Below are 15,207 nucleotides of genomic sequence, written 5' to 3' on the forward strand. Positions count from 1 at the left end.
CAAGCTCCCTCGCCACAGTAAGCGCCCTTGCCACAATGAGTGTTATGAAAGGCCACCAGGCTTACGCGCAATAATCACCTGACTCTTGGCCACCACCGCGTCCAACGCCTGCTTGATCTGCGCGCCACGGGGCGAGTTCAGCACGGCTTGCCAGGTGTCGGCCCAATGATTGAGCAACGGGTGGTCGGCGTTGCTGAAATCCACCTTGGCCTCCCAGAACAACAGCATCCACATCGACCAGTAGAAACCGTATTGGCTGTGGCTCAACACCTCCAGTCCAGCGTCGCTGACCATCGCCTTGAACTGCTCTTCGCTGATGATGCGGATGTGGTTGGGCTTGCGGAAATACTCCGGCGCGGCGATGTCTTTTTGCAGGTCTTCGGAACTGGGGTGCGGCACGCTCAGCAGGTACAGCGCGCCGGGCTGGCCGACCCGTACCAGTTCAGCGAGGAACTGCGCCGGGTCGTCGACATGCTCGATGACTTCGGTGGACACCACCCGGGTGGCCGTGGCGTCGGCAATCGGCAGCGGGTTGCAGTCGGTCACATGACACTCGACTTCGCGTGCAGGTGTGTCGCTCAAGCGCTGGCGAGTGGCTTCGACCTTGGCCGCATCGATGTCGGCGATGATGATCTTCGCCCCGCGCATCCCACAAAAATGCACGTTGCCGCCATCGCCGCAGCCCACGTCCAGCAGCGTGTCTTCAGGCGTCACCGGGAAACCGGTGAACAGTTCGCCGGTTTGCTGGTTGAACCAGCCGCTGAGCATCGCATCGTGCAGCCCGAGCATGTACGGATCGACCTTGTCGGCCACCGGCTCGGCAGGCGCGGGCGTGCCCGTGGTGAGTTTCTTCAAAAGGCTCAGCATGACGGGGCTCCAGAGACAGGAAGGACAGTTCGGGCGGCGGACAGGCGTTCAACCAGTTGGGCGCCACGATTGCGCATGGGCATTTCGACCCAGCGGTAGTTGAGTTCGCTCAACAGCCCGATCAGCGACAGGGCGCAAGCCAGGGCCAGCCAGGGATGGCTGGCCGGGTCCGGCGAACCCAAGGGCGCGAAACGAAACCACAACTCGCGCAGCAGGAAAAATACCGGGATGTGGATCAGGTAGATCCCATAGGAACGACTGCCCACCCAGGTCAGCGCGGTTTTCAATCGGCTGCGGGGCAACAGGTAATCCCGATCGTAAGAGGCCACCCAGACCAGCACGGCGCTGAGCACAGCAATGACCCCGAGCCGGTAGAACGACAAATTGAAGTGCTCGGTCGCGATCCAGGCCATCACGCTGCCCAGGGCCAGTACCAACAACACCCCCAAGGGCGGGCGGCGCAACCATGTGGGCTCGAAGCGCCAATAGCTGGACCGCAGGCTCCAGATCGACAACAACACCCCCAACGCCAAGGCATCGGTACGAATCACCGACAACCACAGCGCCCGCCAGGTGAAAAACTGCACCAGCACCACAGCCAGCAGCACCCACACCAGATAGCGGCGCGAGACGAACACCAGCAGCGGCAGGATCAAATAGAACTGCTCTTCCAACGACAGCGTCCAGTACACGAAGCTCGCGCCGTATTCATACCGCATGAACGCATCGGCAAAACGCAGGTTGGCGAATTGCAGGAAACCGGCCAGGGTCGCCTGCAGGTTGGCCTGCACGCTGCCAAACGCGCCGGATCGATTCAGGAAGAACACCGCCAACAGCACCAGCAGCAACCAGAGCCAGGCCGATGGCAACAGGCGAAACGCCCGGCGAATCCAGAACTCCCGGGTGACGGCCCAGAATTGCCGAGGGCTGTCGCAGCGACGCAATTGCGGGATCAGGCTGCGACCGATGACGAACCCGGATATCGCGAAGAACAGATCCACGCCCCACCACAGCTGGAAACTCTCGGCCAGGGCTGCCAGACGCGGCCATCCACCAGGAAACGGCATGCCTTGCAGGTGATGGAACAACACGCCGATCACCGCGACGGCGCGCAGCAACTCGATGTCCATGATCCGCTTGCTGCTCATGAAGTACTCCCGGAGAAAGGATCGGGTTTACGCGCGATGATGACCTGGCTCTTGGGCATGAACCGGTCCAGCACCTGCTTGATCGCCAGGCCGTCGGGCTGCGCCAACAAGCCCTGCCAGAGGCTCGCCCAGCGCTCCATCAACGCGGGATACGGTGCCTGGATACGGTCGCGCACGGCACCCTCGAGGTCCCGGTCAGCCGCCTGTTCGCTGGCCCAGAAGAAAATCATGCCCATGACCCAGAAAAATCCGCTGGCCTGGCGATGCTCGATCACCAGCCCGGCCTCCTCCACCAGCGCAGCGAATCGTTCGGCGCTGAAAATCTGCACATGGTTGGGCGCTCGAAAGTAGCCCGGCGGTGCGATGCCTTGCTGCAAATGTTCGCCCACCGATGCCGGCACGCTGAGCAAATACTGCGCCCCTGGCCGGCCCATGCGCACCAGTTCGGCCATGAACGGCTCTGGCTCATGGATATGCTCGAGCACCTCCATGCAGACGATCTTGTTCGCGCAGCCATCGGCCAAGGGCAGCGGCAGGCTGTTACTGACCAGGCCCAGGAACGGCGCGACGGCCTGGGTCTCGACCTGGCGGGCCAGGTCACGCACCTTGTCCTGTTCGCTGTCGGTAAAGATCACGGACGCGCCCTGGCGCATCGCAAACAGCGTCGCCACACCTTCGCCGCAACCGACATCCAGCAAGGTATCGGCGGCCGTGATGGCAAAACCCTTGAGCAATTCGCCGGTTTCACTGCGAAACCAGCCATCAAGCATCGCGTCGTAGAGGCCAACATCCCGGGGCGAAACGGCCACCGCCGGCGGTGGTGAAGGCTCCACCGCGGGTCTGAACCCGGCCAGCCATCGCCGGATCATGGCTGCTGCGCGTTCCGGTGCCGCTCAGTCAGGTCTTCGAAAAACGCCCGCAAACGCTGCTCGGCGTTGGCCTGGCTGCAGAACCTCTCCAGGCTGCGCACGGCGTGGGCCGACATGCGGCGATAACGCTCGGGGTCGTTTTTGGCCACGTCATAACTGGCGCGGTAGGCCGAACACAGCGAGTCCCAATCGGTGACATAACGCAGGGTCCGGTACGCCGCACGCGGGTCGTGGGGCCAGGCAGTCAGTTCCTCGGTGGAATCCACCACGAAGGCGTTATCGTGGTCGATGTAGTCGGCCATGGCCGTGTTCAGCGGCGCGATCGCCGGACGGCCGCAAGACATGAACTCCATCAACGGCAAGCACTGTCCTTCGCCATAGGAACTGTTGACCACATACCGGGTGGCTTCCACCAGCCGCTCGTAGTCCGCATCCGCCAGGTAGCCATGTATCAGCACGATGCGGCAGCGGTACGACTGGTTCTTGTAGACGTGATGGAGCATGTCGGCGAGCGCGGCTGTGACGTCGTGATGCGTCAGCTTGAGCACCAGGGTTGCGTCGGCAACGTCGCGGAACGTCGTGCAAAACGCGCTGATCATGTCCTTCCAGTTCTTGCGCCCATCGTAAGGGTTGAACACCGAGGTATAGATCACGCCGTCCAGGAGCAACTCGCAATCCTGGGCCGGACCGTCCAGCACCAACGGCGTACCGGCCTGGTGCGCCGGCGGGCCATAAGGCCGCAGATCCGTGGTGCGGCTGTCGATCAACAGGCCACGCAATTGCAGGCGCATGTGATCCACCGTCGGCCGCTGGGCCAGCATCGCGCCGCGAGCGGCAAAGCGGTCCCATACCGGCGCCGCGATGGCGGCGATGGGGAAGTCCACGCCCATCACCTTACGAACGGACGTGACGGTGAAACTGGAATGGGTAATCGCCATGCCGGTTGCGCCCAAAACCACCCGCCAATCGTGCCGGGGCTCGCCCTGCCAGCTTTCGGTGGGAATGGTGCTGAACTCCCAGGCGAACACTGGAATCGTCGGGCAGGCGTAGTGGGCGGCGGTGCGATGAGGAGGTGAAAACGACAGGAATACGCAATCCTCGCCCCGCCCCAGGCAATCGGCGTACAGCTGATCGACCTCTTCGTCAGGCCGAGTCACTTCGACGACCCGCCCGAACCGCTCCAGCACCGGGCGAAACTCCTTGAGCACGAAGTAATAGCTGTACTCGGGCTTGCCGAGGTTTTCCAGGATGTTGCTCTGGTTGGTTTCCGAATAAATGATGATCAGCATGAGGCGGTACCTGCCTGGACCACCAGCGGCAACCTTTCGTCACAGCCCGGCGCAGCCAGGAAATCCGCCAGGCGCTGCTGTACCGGGGTGAACGCACAATAGCGACGCATCCGCTCGTTCGCGGCAACCGCCATGGCCTGATAGGCCTGCGGTTGGCGCTTGGCCATGGCGTAGCTCTGCTGGTAGGCGAGCTTCAATGAACCCCAGTCAGGCCGATGGCGCAGGGTGCGATACAAGATGCGCGAGTCTTCCGGCCAGATGGTCGGCTCGCGGCTGGACTTGACGATGAAGGCCACCTCGGCGTCGATGTAATCGCGCATCGCCGTGTGGTCCGGTGCGATGACCGGGCGGGCGCAGGACATGAACTCCATCAACGGCAGGCACAGGCCTTCGCAGCGGGACGCATTGACGTAGAAACTCGCGGCGCCATACAGCCGCGCGAATTGTTCGTCTTCCAGGTAACCGTGCATCACCACCACCCGGCAACTGAACGGCGACAGTTGGGACAGCAGCGTCAGCAGCTCGACGTAGTAGGTCGACAGGTCGTTCTGGGTCATTTTCAGCACCAGCGTGGCGTCCTCGACGTCGCGCAGGGCCCAACAAAAGGCGGTGATCAAGTGATGCCAGTTCTTGCGACCGTCATCGGGGTTGAACACGCTGACGTACACCACCCCGCTGACGTCGGTCTCCACCACCTGGCTGGTGTCCGGCAGGATGGCCTGGGGATGTTCCGGTGGCGCGGGCTCGGGAGTGGGCTCCTCGACGAACACCGGCGGCGGGGCCGGCCCTCTCAGGATCCTGCTGATCGCAACGCGTACCGGCACCGGTATCAGGTCGCGGACCGCCTCGCGATACCAGCACAACAGGTTGTGCTTGAACAGCCACACGGGGCCCTGCTCGGTCTTGCCGGTAAAAGCACGGATGACTTCACGCAGGTAATGGCGGGAAACGAATGCCCGCCGCCGCCAAGTCAGGGGCGGCGGCTCGATGATCGGTTCTGGTTCCGGTTCTGGCTCAGGCGTCTCTTCGATGATTGGCGCGATCAAGCCGTCAGCCGACAGCCCGAGCGGCCGGCTGTCGATGATGCAGCCCTTGATCTGCAAGGTCGTTCCCGGGTTGATCGGCAAGCTCGGGTGTTGCTCACGAACCGCCGCGAAACGCTCCCACAGCGGCGTGGGCAATACCAGTACCGGGAAATCCTCGCCCAAGGTCCGACGGATCGCCTCGGCTGTGTGGCTGGACAGGGTAATTACCCGGCCATGACGAGCCAGCATGCGGCTCCAGTCATGCCGCAGGTCGTCGTCCCAGTGCTCGGCCGGGATCGAATCGAACTCCCAGGCCACCACGCAGACCATCGGGCAAAGCAGGTCGAGCGGCGTCTTGTGCGGAGGGGAAAACGACAGGAACAAGCAGTCCTGCCCAGCCTGCTGCAATGTTTGATAAAGCGGATCGACCTCGGCGACCGACGACACCACATGCACCGGCCCCAGGCTTTCCAGCACGGGACGATAGGCCTTGAGCACGAAGTAATAGCTGTACTCAGGGCGACCGAGGCTCTGGCTGATGGAGTGATCGTTTACGTCCGAGTAAAGAATGAAATTCATGGCATCCCATCATGGCGCCGCCATCCCGGCAGCCCCACTTCATGACGGTCGAGTCACGCATCGAACCGGTCCGGAGGCCGCCGCTCGTCGTTCGTCTTGCTACCCGTCTCGTTCTTGTTTTTTTGTGGTCAGGCCCCCGGGGGGCGATCCGAAGATCGGCGCCAGGGGCAGCGTGACGAGGGGCATTCTAAACACATCCGCCAAGGGTTCGTGAACCGCTTGGCGAGAATAAACCGTCTATAAATATGAGAACTGACCGGTCACGGTTTGCCCTGTTGAAATTGCGACAAAATTGGCACAGATTGGCAACCAAACAACTACAACAAATGCTTCTCTAGGCTGAACGTTGAGTGATTTTTCCCCGATCTTACGGAAATTTCCCACTCAGTTCGCAATAGACGAAGCAACCGTCAAGGGAGCTGGTGCTTGAAAAAACGTCTGTTCGTTACGGGCCTCAGCGGTTTCGTGGGACGTCACATCAAATCTCGACTGAACGGTCATGATTCGGCGTGGCAGGTCATGCCTGTCGCTGCCCGCTACGACCTGACGGATGCCAAGACCCTGGAAGGCCTCTGGCCCGAGGTTCCCGACGCCGTGATCCACCTGGCGGGCCAGACATTTGTCCCGGAAGCCTTCCGCGATCCGGCGCGCACCCTGCACATCAACCTACTGGGCACCTTGAACCTGCTCCAGGCCCTCAAGGCCCGGGGTTTCACCGGAACGTTCCTGTATGTCAGCTCCGGTGATGTCTATGGCCAGGTCAGCGAAGAGCAACTGCCAATCACCGAACTGCAACCGCCCGCCCCACGCAACCCGTATGCCGTAAGCAAGCTGTCGGCCGAACTGCTGAGCCTGCAATGGGGCATGAGCGAAGGCTGGCCGGTGCTGGTGGCCCGCCCGTTCAATCACATCGGTCCCGGTCAGAAGGACAGCTTCGTCATTGCCAGCGCCGCCCGGCAAATCAGCCGGATCAAGCTGGGCCTGCAACCGGCTCGGCTACAGGTGGGCGATATCGACGTGACACGCGACTTCCTCGATGTCGGCGATGTGATTTCGGCCTACCTGACCCTCCTGGACAAAGGCGTCCCGGGGCAGATCTACAACATCTGCTCGGGCCGCGAGCAGAGCATTCGCAGCCTGATCGAACAACTGGGCGATATCGCCCAGGTCGATGTGCAACTGATCCAGGACCCTGCGCGTCTTCGTCGCGCAGAACAGCGTCGTGTCTGTGGTAGCCCAGCCAAGCTACGACAGGCCACCGGATGGACGCCTGAAACAACAACACAACAATCCTTGCGGGCGATCCTGTCCGACTGGGAGATACGGGTACAACAAGAATGAAAAGTGCATTGATCACAGGGATCACCGGCCAGGACGGCGCGTATCTGGCCAAGTTGCTGCTCGACAAGGGTTACAAGGTCCACGGCCTGGTGGCGCGACGAAGCAGTGACTCGCGCTGGCGGCTGCGAGAGATGGGCATCGAACAGGACATCGTTTACCTGGACGGTGACATGGCCGATGCCTGCTCGGTACAACGGGCCGTGATCAAGTCAGCGCCAGACGAGGTGTATAACCTGGCGGCGCAAAGTTTCGTCGCGGCCTCCTGGGACCAGCCGGTGACCACCGGAATCGTCGACGGGCTGGGGGTCACCCACCTGCTCGAAGCCATTCGCCAGTTCAGTGTGCATACCCGTTTCTACCAAGCCTCCACCAGCGAAATGTTCGGCCTGATCCAGGCCGAGCAACAGGACGAACACACCCCGTTTTACCCGCGCAGCCCCTATGGCGTGGCGAAACTGTATGGCCACTGGATCACCGTCAACTACCGGGAAAGCTTCGGCCTGCATGCCAGCAGCGGGATCCTGTTCAACCACGAATCACCGCTGCGCGGCATCGAGTTCGTGACCCGCAAAGTCACCGACGCCGCTGCGCGCATCAAGCAGGGCAAACAGCAGGAATTGCGCCTGGGCAATATCGACGCCAAGCGCGACTGGGGCTTTGCCGGCGATTACGTCGAGGCCATGTGGCTGATGCTGCAACAAGACAAGCCCGACGATTACGTGGTAGCCACCGGCGTCACCACCACCGTGCGCGAGATGTGCAGGATTGCCTTCGACCACGTGGGCCTCGACTACCGTGACTTCGTCAAGATCGACCCGGCGTTTTTCCGCCCGGCCGAAGTCGAGGTGTTGCTCGGCAACCCGGCCAAGGCACAACGCGTCCTGGGCTGGAAACCCCGGACCGACCTCGACACCCTGATCCGCATGATGATGGATGCGGACATGAAACGCGTCGCCAAGGAGTAGGCCATGCTCATTCCCGTGATTCTCTCCGGCGGTGCCGGGACGAGATTGTGGCCGGTGTCCCGCGAGGGTCATCCCAAGCCCTTCATGATCTTGCCCGATGGCCAGTCGCTGCTGGGCAAGACCTATCGGCGCGCCGCGGGGTTGTTCGATGGCCGCGGCGACATCGTCACCGTCACCAATCGCGAGTACTACTTCCAGAGCCGCGACCACTATCAAAGCGCCCATCTGGAGCGTTATCGCGGTCACTTCGTACTTGAACCCACGGGCCGCAACACCGCGCCGGCCATTGCCACGGCCACCCTCGCGGTGCAGGCCCAGCACGGTGACGACGTGATCCTGGTGGTCATGCCAGCCGATCACTTGATCCAGGACGAGGCCGCCTTCAAGGCCTCCGTGGAACACGCGGTGGAACTGGCTAAAAACGGCCACCTGGTGACCTTCGGCGTGCTGCCCTCGGCGCCGGAAACCGGCTTCGGCTATATCGAACGAGGCAAGCCCCTGGATACCAAGGGCGCTGCCAAGGTCGTGCGTTTCGTTGAGAAACCCGACTTGCAGACCGCCACGCAATATCTGGAAAGCGGTCGCTTCCTGTGGAACTCGGGAATGTTCTGCTTCTCGGTCAAGACCCTGCTGGCGGAGCTGCAAGCCCACGCCCCCGAGCTGCTGGAACAGGCGCGCGCCTGTGTCACGGCCAGTACCGCGGTGGAAACCTCAGGTTGTGTGCAGCAGGAATTATCCGCGGCGCACTTCACCGAAATGCCAGACATCTCCATCGACTATGCCCTGATGGAGCGCTCCGCCAATGTCGTGGTGATTCCGGCCGCCTTCGACTGGAGCGATATCGGTTCCTGGAGCGCCGTCGCCGACCTGGTACCCGCCGACGCACAAAACAACCGCGCCACCGGCGAGGCCCTGTTTATCGACAGCCAGAACAACTTCGTCCAGAGCGAAGGCCGTCTGGTGGCCGCCCTGGGCGTGGAAAACCTGATCATCATCGACACCGCCGATGCCGTGCTGGTGGCCCATGCCGACCGCGCCCAGGATGTTCGCCGCGTCGCCCGGCAGCTCAAGGACAAGGAACACGAAGCCTATCGCCTGCACCGCACGGTCAGCCGGCCATGGGGCAGCTATACCGTGCTCGAAGAGGGGCCACGCTTCAAGATCAAGCGCATCGTGGTCAAGCCTGGCGCGTCGCTGTCGTTGCAAATGCACCACCATCGCAACGAACACTGGGTGGTGGTCGAGGGCATGGCCAAGGTCACCAACAACGGCTCGGGCTCGCACCTGGTCGCCAAGAACGAATCGACCTTCATCCCCGCCGGCCACAAGCATCGCCTGGAGAATCCTGGTGTCATCGACCTGGTCATCATCGAGGTCCAGAGCGGTGAATACCTGGGGGAAGACGACATCGTTCGCTTCGAAGATCACTATGGCAGGGCCGTCTGATGCTGCTGGCCTTGCAACGCACACTGTGGAGCTACCGCGGCTTCGTCCTTGGCAGCGTCAAGCGCGAGTTCCAGGCACGCTATCGCAATTCGTTGTTCGGCGCGTTGTGGACAGTGCTCAACCCGTTGTCGATGATCCTCGTCTACACGGTGATTTTTTCCCACATCATGCGTGCCCGTCTGCCCGGGGTGGAAGACGGCATGGCCTACAGCGTCTACCTCTGTGCCGGGCTACTGACCTGGGGTTTGTTCGCGGAAATCACCACGCGCAGCCAGGGCATGTTCCTGGAAAACGCCAACCTGCTGAAGAAAATCAGCTTCCCCCGGATCTGCCTGCCGGTGATCGTACTGTTCAACGCCGGGATCAACTTCGCGATCATCCTCGGGCTGTTTCTCGGTTTCCTGCTGATCACCGGGCGCTGGCCGGGCATGACCTTGCTGGCATTGGTGCCGTTGCTGGCCCTGCAAGTGCTGTTCGCCGCCGGGCTGGGCATGCTGCTGGGGATTCTCAATGTGTTTTTCCGCGATGTCGGGCAGTTGTTCGGCATTTGCCTGCAATTCTGGTTCTGGCTCACGCCGATCGTTTACCCGATGACCATCCTGCCGCCGTCGATCCAGCAACTGCTCGCCTTCAACCCCATGACCGCCCTGATGCAGAGCTACCAGAACCTGTTTCTCTACAACCAGTGGCCGGTCTGGAGCTCGCTGGTGCCGTTGCTGGTGGCCGGCCTGCTGTTATGCACCTTGGGCCTGCGCATGTTTCGTCGACGCGGCGGTGAAATGGTGGATGAACTCTGATGGGACACTTGCGCGTCACCGGCCTGGGCAAAGCCTACAAGCAGTATCCGAACCGCTGGAGCCGGCTGTTCGAATGGCTGATCCCCTTTTCCCGCCCGCGCCATCAACTGCACTGGATCCTGCAAGGTGTGGATTTCGAGATCCAGCCGGGGGAAGCCGTCGGCATCGTCGGGGTCAACGGTGCCGGCAAAAGCACTTTGCTCAAAATGATCACCGGCACCACCCAACCGACCTGCGGCCACATCCAGTTGCAAGGCCGCGTCGCCGCGTTGCTGGAGTTGGGCATGGGCTTTCATCCGGACTTCACCGGCCGCCAGAACGCGTTCATGGCCGGTCAGTTGCTGGGCATGCAGGTGGAGGAAATCGAAGCCTTGATGCCCGAGATCGAAGGGTTTGCCGAAATCGGTGAAGCCATCGACCAGCCGGTGCGCACCTATTCCAGCGGCATGCAGATGCGTCTGGCGTTCAGCGTCGCCACCGCCCGGCGCCCGGATATCCTGATCGTCGACGAGGCGCTGTCGGTGGGCGATGCCTATTTCCAGCACAAGAGCTTCGAACGCATCCGCAGCTTCCGCAAGGCCGGCACCACGCTGCTGATCGTGTCTCACGATCGCTCGGCGATCCAGTCGATCTGCGACACCGCCATCCTGCTCGAACACGGGCGCATGGCCATGCGCGGCAAGCCGGAAGAAGTGATGGATTACTACAACGCGATGCTGGCCCAGCGCGAGGGCCAGGTGGTCCGCCAGGAGATGCTTGCCAACGGCCAGGTGCGCACCATTTCCGGCACCGGCGAGGCGGGCATCATCGATGTACAACTGCTCAACAGCCAGGGGCAGTCGGTGGAAGTGGCCGAGATCGGCCAGCCCATGGTGTTGCAAGTGCGGGTTGAAATCCGCCAGGACATCGAGCGGCTGGTGCTGGGCTTCTTGATCAAGGACCGACTTGGCCAACCCATGTACGGGATCAACACCCATCGCCAGGACAAAGCCGTGACCGACCTCAAGGCCGGCGAACAGATCACCTTCCGCTTCAGTTTCGACATGCGCCTGGGCAAGGGCAATTACTCCGTCGCGCTCAGCCTGTCGCGGCTGGACTCGCACCTGGACCGTAATTTCGAATGGCGCGACTACGGGTTGGTGTTTCACGTCATCAATAATCGCCAGGAGGATTTCGTCGGCTGTTCCTGGCTCCAGGCCGAAACCAGCATCCGGCGTTCGAGCCAGACTGCCGTCGAAGCGGTGCCGCAAAAGGAGTTGCCATGAGCCGTCTGTTGGTGGATTGCACCTATGTATACGACCACCCGAATGACAACTCCGGCATTCAGCGAGTGGTGCGCAATGTCATTCGCGAATTGCCGGCCAAGGACCAGGATCGCGAATGCATCCCCGTGGCGATGCTGCAGGGCAAGCTGTACGAAGTGAAAAGCCTGGCCCCCCTGCCTACGAATGGGTGGGATCTGGCCGGCCTGCGAGCACGCTTGGTACAGTTCGCCAATCTGTTCTGGCTCAGGCAGCGGACCCTCGAACGGCGGCGACCCTTCAGCCAGTCGATCTGGGCGCGCCGCTTCTTGTACGTTGCCTGCCGACTGTTCGCCCTGGGGTGCCTGAGCCTGCCCATTCGAATCCTCGATCGCCTCCTCAAGCGCAAGCCAGCGCCGGCGCGCAGCGTACCGCTGGCACATCGGGCCGGCGATCAACTGGTATTGCTGGACTCTTCCTGGCACTCAGGCTTCTTCCCCCTGGCCGAACAGCTCAAGCGCGATGGCGTCGGGATCATCTCGGTGATCTACGACCTGATTCCCCTGACCCATCCACAATTCTGCGACGCCGGACTGGTCAAGGTGTTCAACTATTGGTTCGACTGGATCGCCCGCACCGCCGACGGCTATATCGCTATCTCCACCACCATTCGTGACCAGCTTCGCCAGGAAATGGTCCGGCGCATCGGCGAGCAAGAAGTGCGCAAGCGCTGGTTCGACTATTTCCACCTGGGCAGCGAACTGGACCTGATCGACGCCACTCACGCCGTCGATCCGACCTTGCTGCGGCTATTCAAGCGCCCTGAGCCGGTGTTCCTGATGGTCAGCACCATCGAACCGCGGAAAAACCACGCCTACCTGATCGACGCATTCGAGCGGGCCTGGGCCGCCGGTTCACAGGCACGGTTATGCATCGTCGGAAAAATCGGCTGGAAATGCGAAACCCTGATCGAGCGTATCCAACGTCATCCACAACTCGACAGCCGCCTGTTCATGTTCAACAACCTGACGGACCAAAGCCTGGAACATGCCTATCGACACTCCACTGCGCTGGTGTTCCCATCCTACGTGGAAGGTTTCGGCCTGCCGCTGGTGGAAGCCATGCAGCGCGGCTTGCCGGCAATGGGCAGCGATATCGCGGTGTTTCGGGAAATCGGCGGCGAGTTCATGACCTATTTCGATCTCGACGATCCGCAAAGCCTGGCGAACCTGGTCATCGAGATGGAACGTACCGGAGTATTCCCGGCCACTCGTAACCTGGATCAATGGCAATGGCTGAGCTGGCGCCAGGCCAGTGCGCAATTGGTGGAGCGGATCGAGTGCCACATCAGTGAAGTGGTCCCCGACAGGGAAACAGCATGCGGATAGCCCTCAACGCGCGCATTCTCCAGGCACCACGCACCGGCATCGGCCACTACGTAGCCGAGCTGGCGACTGCCTTGACCCGGGAACCGGATGTACAGCTGTCACTGTTCCACGGCTGGGGCTGGAGCCCGCAATTGCCGCAAACAGCCAAGCCTGGTTATTCAAAGCTAAGCCCCTTGCTGCGACGGGTTCCGGGCGCCTATCAGGCACGGCGCTGGCTGGAGCAGAAACGTTTCGATCAAGGCCGTTCAAAGGCCATCGACCTGTATCACGAACCCAGCCTCTGGCCGTTGGATTTCGAAGGGCCGATGGTGATCACCCTCCATGACCTCACGCACCTGCGCTACCCCGAAACACAACCGCCGGCACGCCTGAAGGAAATCGAGCGACGGCTCGGTCGCGCGGTGGAACAGGCGCAACTGATCCTGACCGATTCGCAGTTCATCGCCGATGAAGCCCAGCAGCATTTTGGCCTGCCTGCCGAGCGCCTGAGGGTCGCGCCGCTGGGGGTGGCGGCACGTTTCCACCCACGCGAACCGGAAGCGATCGACGCCGTGCTCAAGGCCCATGGCCTGGAGCACCGCCGTTATTTTCTCTGTGTCGGCACCCTGGAACCCCGCAAGAACCTGTCGTTGGCCCTGCGCGCCCATGCCGGGCTCCCGGAATCAGTGCGTCAGACCTTTCCCCTGTTCATCGTAGGAATGAGCGGATGGCAACAGGCACAGCTCAATGATGAGTTGAAACGCGCCCTGGCTGACGGTCATGTTTGCCTGGCGGGTTACCTGCCTGACGAACAGGTCGCCCAGCTATTGGCGGGAGCACGGGCACTGATTTTCCCGTCTTACTACGAAGGCTTTGGCCTACCGGTGCTTGAAGCCATGGCCAGTGGCACACCGGTGATTACCACCCGTCACTCGGCGATGCCCGAGGTGGCGGGACCCGCTGGCAATTACTGCGAGCCGGACGATCCGCAAGGCATGCGCGACGCCATGAGCCGGTTGATGGAAGATCACCCGCACTGGCAAGCGTGTCGCGAGGCGGGGTTGCAACAAGCGGCGCTGTTTTCCTGGGAACGCTGTGCAAAGGGTACCGCCCAAGCGTATCGCCAGGTATTGGGAGGTTGAATGCGAGTCCTGCACTTTTACAAAACCTATTTGCCTGACTCCATGGGCGGCATAGAACAGGTCATCTTCCAGCTGTGCGACAGCACTGACCGGTTGGGTATCGATAACACCGTATTGGCCCTGAGCGGCCAGCCGGCCCCCGAGCCGATCAAGATCCGCCAGCATGTCGTTCATCAGGCCCGAATGAACTTCCAACTGGCGTCCACCGGCTTCTCCTACAGCGTATTCAAGAAATTCCGTGAGCTGGCCGCTGAAGCAGACGTGATCAATTACCACTTCCCCTGGCCATTCATGGACCTGGTGCACTTTTGCAGCGCCGTGAAAAAACCCTATGTCGTGACCTACCATTCAGACATCGTTCGTCAGCGGCACCTGCTCAAGCTCTATCGCCCATTGATGCGGCGCTTTCTGGACGGCGCCGAACGCATCGTCGCGGCGTCGCCGAACTATGTGCACACCAGTGATGTGCTCAGGGAATATCGCGCCAAGACCCGGATCATCACCTACGGCCTGAACAAGGCGAGTTATCCACAGCCTGACCCCGAGCGCATGGCGGAATGGAAGGCAAAACTAGGGGAGCGGTTCTTTTTGTTCGTGGGGGTGATGCGTTACTACAAAGGCCTGCACATTCTGCTCGACGCCCTCAAAGGCGTGGAGTACCCCGTGGTCATCGTGGGCGCCGGTCCCCTGGAAAAACAACTGCACGCCCAGGCGAAAGCCTTGGGCCTGCGCAACCTGCATTTCCTCGGACGCCTGGGGGACGAAGACAAGGTCGCGCTGCTGGAATTGAGTTATGCCATCGTGTTTCCTTCGCACCTGCGCTCCGAAGCCTTTGGTATCTCCCTGCTCGAAGGCGCGATGTTCGGCAAGCCGATGATCTCCAGCGAAATCGGCACCGGTACCAGCTACATCAATATCCACGACGAAACCGGCCTGGTGGTGCCACCGAGCGATCCCGAGGCGTTCCGCGAAGCGATGCGCACCCTGTGGGAAAACCCGGCACAGGCACAGGCAATGGGCGCCAGGGCCGAAGCCCGTTACCGGCAGTTGTTCACTTCCGAGGAGATGGGCCACAAGTGGGTGCGACTGTACGAGGAACTGCTGGAGGAAAAGGCGCTTTCCTACGCCTGA

At 61.6% G+C, this 15,207-nt stretch carries 13 protein-coding genes; 8 read left to right on the top strand and 5 right to left on the bottom strand.

Annotation, left to right across the window (positions count from 1 at the left end; genetic code table 11):
* Nucleotides 1-42: 42 nt before the first annotated feature.
* Genes PSH86_RS30260 through PSH86_RS30280 form a run of 5 tightly spaced genes read right to left on the bottom strand, consistent with a single transcriptional unit; the run spans nt 43 to nt 5,777 of the window.
* A complete protein-coding gene (locus tag PSH86_RS30260; RefSeq protein WP_232201314.1) occupies nt 43-867 on the bottom strand; it encodes a class I SAM-dependent methyltransferase in 825 nt (274 codons plus the stop codon).
* The gene (locus PSH86_RS30265) at nt 861-2,015 is read right to left on the bottom strand and encodes an acyltransferase (RefSeq protein ID WP_116833787.1); all 1,155 of its coding nucleotides are present in this window, start codon (nt 2,013-2,015) and stop codon (nt 861-863) included. Before PSH86_RS30265 ends, PSH86_RS30260 begins: the two co-directional genes overlap by 7 nt.
* Nucleotides 2,012-2,884, bottom strand: a complete 873-nt coding sequence (locus tag PSH86_RS30270) for a bifunctional 2-polyprenyl-6-hydroxyphenol methylase/3-demethylubiquinol 3-O-methyltransferase UbiG (protein ID WP_305486912.1) — start codon at nt 2,882-2,884, stop codon at nt 2,012-2,014. The genes PSH86_RS30265 and PSH86_RS30270 overlap by 4 nt, the downstream gene beginning before the upstream one ends.
* Nucleotides 2,881-4,173, bottom strand: a complete 1,293-nt coding sequence (locus tag PSH86_RS30275) for a glycosyltransferase (RefSeq protein WP_305486914.1) — start codon at nt 4,171-4,173, stop codon at nt 2,881-2,883. The genes PSH86_RS30270 and PSH86_RS30275 overlap by 4 nt, the downstream gene beginning before the upstream one ends.
* The gene (locus tag PSH86_RS30280; protein ID WP_305486915.1) at nt 4,167-5,777 is read right to left on the bottom strand and encodes a glycosyltransferase; all 1,611 of its coding nucleotides are present in this window, start codon (nt 5,775-5,777) and stop codon (nt 4,167-4,169) included. The genes PSH86_RS30275 and PSH86_RS30280 overlap by 7 nt, the downstream gene beginning before the upstream one ends.
* A gap of 426 nt (nt 5,778-6,203) precedes the next feature.
* Here PSH86_RS30280 and PSH86_RS30285 point away from each other — a divergent pair, with 426 nt between their 5' ends.
* The 8 genes from PSH86_RS30285 to PSH86_RS30320 are packed head-to-tail and all read left to right on the top strand — an operon-like array spanning nt 6,204 to nt 15,207.
* Nucleotides 6,204-7,118, top strand: coding sequence for a GDP-mannose 4,6-dehydratase (locus PSH86_RS30285; RefSeq protein WP_305486918.1), 915 nt, complete (start codon nt 6,204-6,206; stop codon nt 7,116-7,118).
* Entirely contained in the window at nt 7,115-8,083 is a 969-nt protein-coding gene (gene gmd / locus PSH86_RS30290) for a GDP-mannose 4,6-dehydratase (RefSeq protein WP_109752805.1), read from the top strand. Before PSH86_RS30285 ends, gmd begins: the two co-directional genes overlap by 4 nt.
* Before the next feature lie 3 nt (nt 8,084-8,086).
* Nucleotides 8,087-9,529, top strand: coding sequence for a mannose-1-phosphate guanylyltransferase/mannose-6-phosphate isomerase (locus tag PSH86_RS30295; RefSeq protein ID WP_305486922.1), 1,443 nt, complete (start codon nt 8,087-8,089; stop codon nt 9,527-9,529).
* Nucleotides 9,529-10,326 (top strand): ABC transporter permease, encoded by a 798-nt coding sequence (locus PSH86_RS30300; protein ID WP_109752807.1) that lies wholly within the window; start codon nt 9,529-9,531, stop codon nt 10,324-10,326. Before PSH86_RS30295 ends, PSH86_RS30300 begins: the two co-directional genes overlap by 1 nt.
* A complete protein-coding gene (locus PSH86_RS30305; RefSeq protein ID WP_109752808.1) occupies nt 10,326-11,591 on the top strand; it encodes an ABC transporter ATP-binding protein in 1,266 nt (421 codons plus the stop codon). Before PSH86_RS30300 ends, PSH86_RS30305 begins: the two co-directional genes overlap by 1 nt.
* Nucleotides 11,588-12,955, top strand: a complete 1,368-nt coding sequence (locus PSH86_RS30310) for a glycosyltransferase family 1 protein (RefSeq protein WP_305486927.1) — start codon at nt 11,588-11,590, stop codon at nt 12,953-12,955. The genes PSH86_RS30305 and PSH86_RS30310 overlap by 4 nt, the downstream gene beginning before the upstream one ends.
* Nucleotides 12,946-14,076, top strand: a complete 1,131-nt coding sequence (locus PSH86_RS30315; RefSeq protein ID WP_305486930.1) for a glycosyltransferase family 1 protein — start codon at nt 12,946-12,948, stop codon at nt 14,074-14,076. Before PSH86_RS30310 ends, PSH86_RS30315 begins: the two co-directional genes overlap by 10 nt.
* Nucleotides 14,077-15,207 (top strand): glycosyltransferase family 4 protein, encoded by a 1,131-nt coding sequence (locus PSH86_RS30320; protein ID WP_109752811.1) that lies wholly within the window; start codon nt 14,077-14,079, stop codon nt 15,205-15,207.

The sequence above is a fragment of the Pseudomonas sp. FP2300 genome, assembly GCF_030687595.1.
GTDB lineage: Bacteria > Pseudomonadota > Gammaproteobacteria > Pseudomonadales > Pseudomonadaceae > Aquipseudomonas > Aquipseudomonas bijieensis.

Excerpts from the sequence above, each read along its gene's own strand:
- PSH86_RS30260 (WP_232201314.1), bottom strand. The coding sequence starts at position 867 with ATGCTGAGCCTTTTGAAGAAACTCACCACGGGCACGCCCGCGCCTGCC.
- PSH86_RS30265 (WP_116833787.1), bottom strand. The coding sequence starts at position 2,015 with ATGAGCAGCAAGCGGATCATGGACATCGAGTTGCTGCGCGCCGTCGCG.
- PSH86_RS30270 (WP_305486912.1), bottom strand. The coding sequence starts at position 2,884 with ATGATCCGGCGATGGCTGGCCGGGTTCAGACCCGCGGTGGAGCCTTCA.
- PSH86_RS30275 (WP_305486914.1), bottom strand. The coding sequence starts at position 4,173 with ATGCTGATCATCATTTATTCGGAAACCAACCAGAGCAACATCCTGGAA.
- PSH86_RS30280 (WP_305486915.1), bottom strand. The coding sequence starts at position 5,777 with ATGAATTTCATTCTTTACTCGGACGTAAACGATCACTCCATCAGCCAG.
- gmd (WP_109752805.1), top strand. The coding sequence starts at position 7,115 with ATGAAAAGTGCATTGATCACAGGGATCACCGGCCAGGACGGCGCGTAT.
- PSH86_RS30295 (WP_305486922.1), top strand. The coding sequence starts at position 8,087 with ATGCTCATTCCCGTGATTCTCTCCGGCGGTGCCGGGACGAGATTGTGG.
- PSH86_RS30300 (WP_109752807.1), top strand. The coding sequence starts at position 9,529 with ATGCTGCTGGCCTTGCAACGCACACTGTGGAGCTACCGCGGCTTCGTC.
- PSH86_RS30305 (WP_109752808.1), top strand. The coding sequence starts at position 10,326 with ATGGGACACTTGCGCGTCACCGGCCTGGGCAAAGCCTACAAGCAGTAT.
- PSH86_RS30310 (WP_305486927.1), top strand. The coding sequence starts at position 11,588 with ATGAGCCGTCTGTTGGTGGATTGCACCTATGTATACGACCACCCGAAT.
- PSH86_RS30315 (WP_305486930.1), top strand. The coding sequence starts at position 12,946 with ATGCGGATAGCCCTCAACGCGCGCATTCTCCAGGCACCACGCACCGGC.
- PSH86_RS30320 (WP_109752811.1), top strand. The coding sequence starts at position 14,077 with ATGCGAGTCCTGCACTTTTACAAAACCTATTTGCCTGACTCCATGGGC.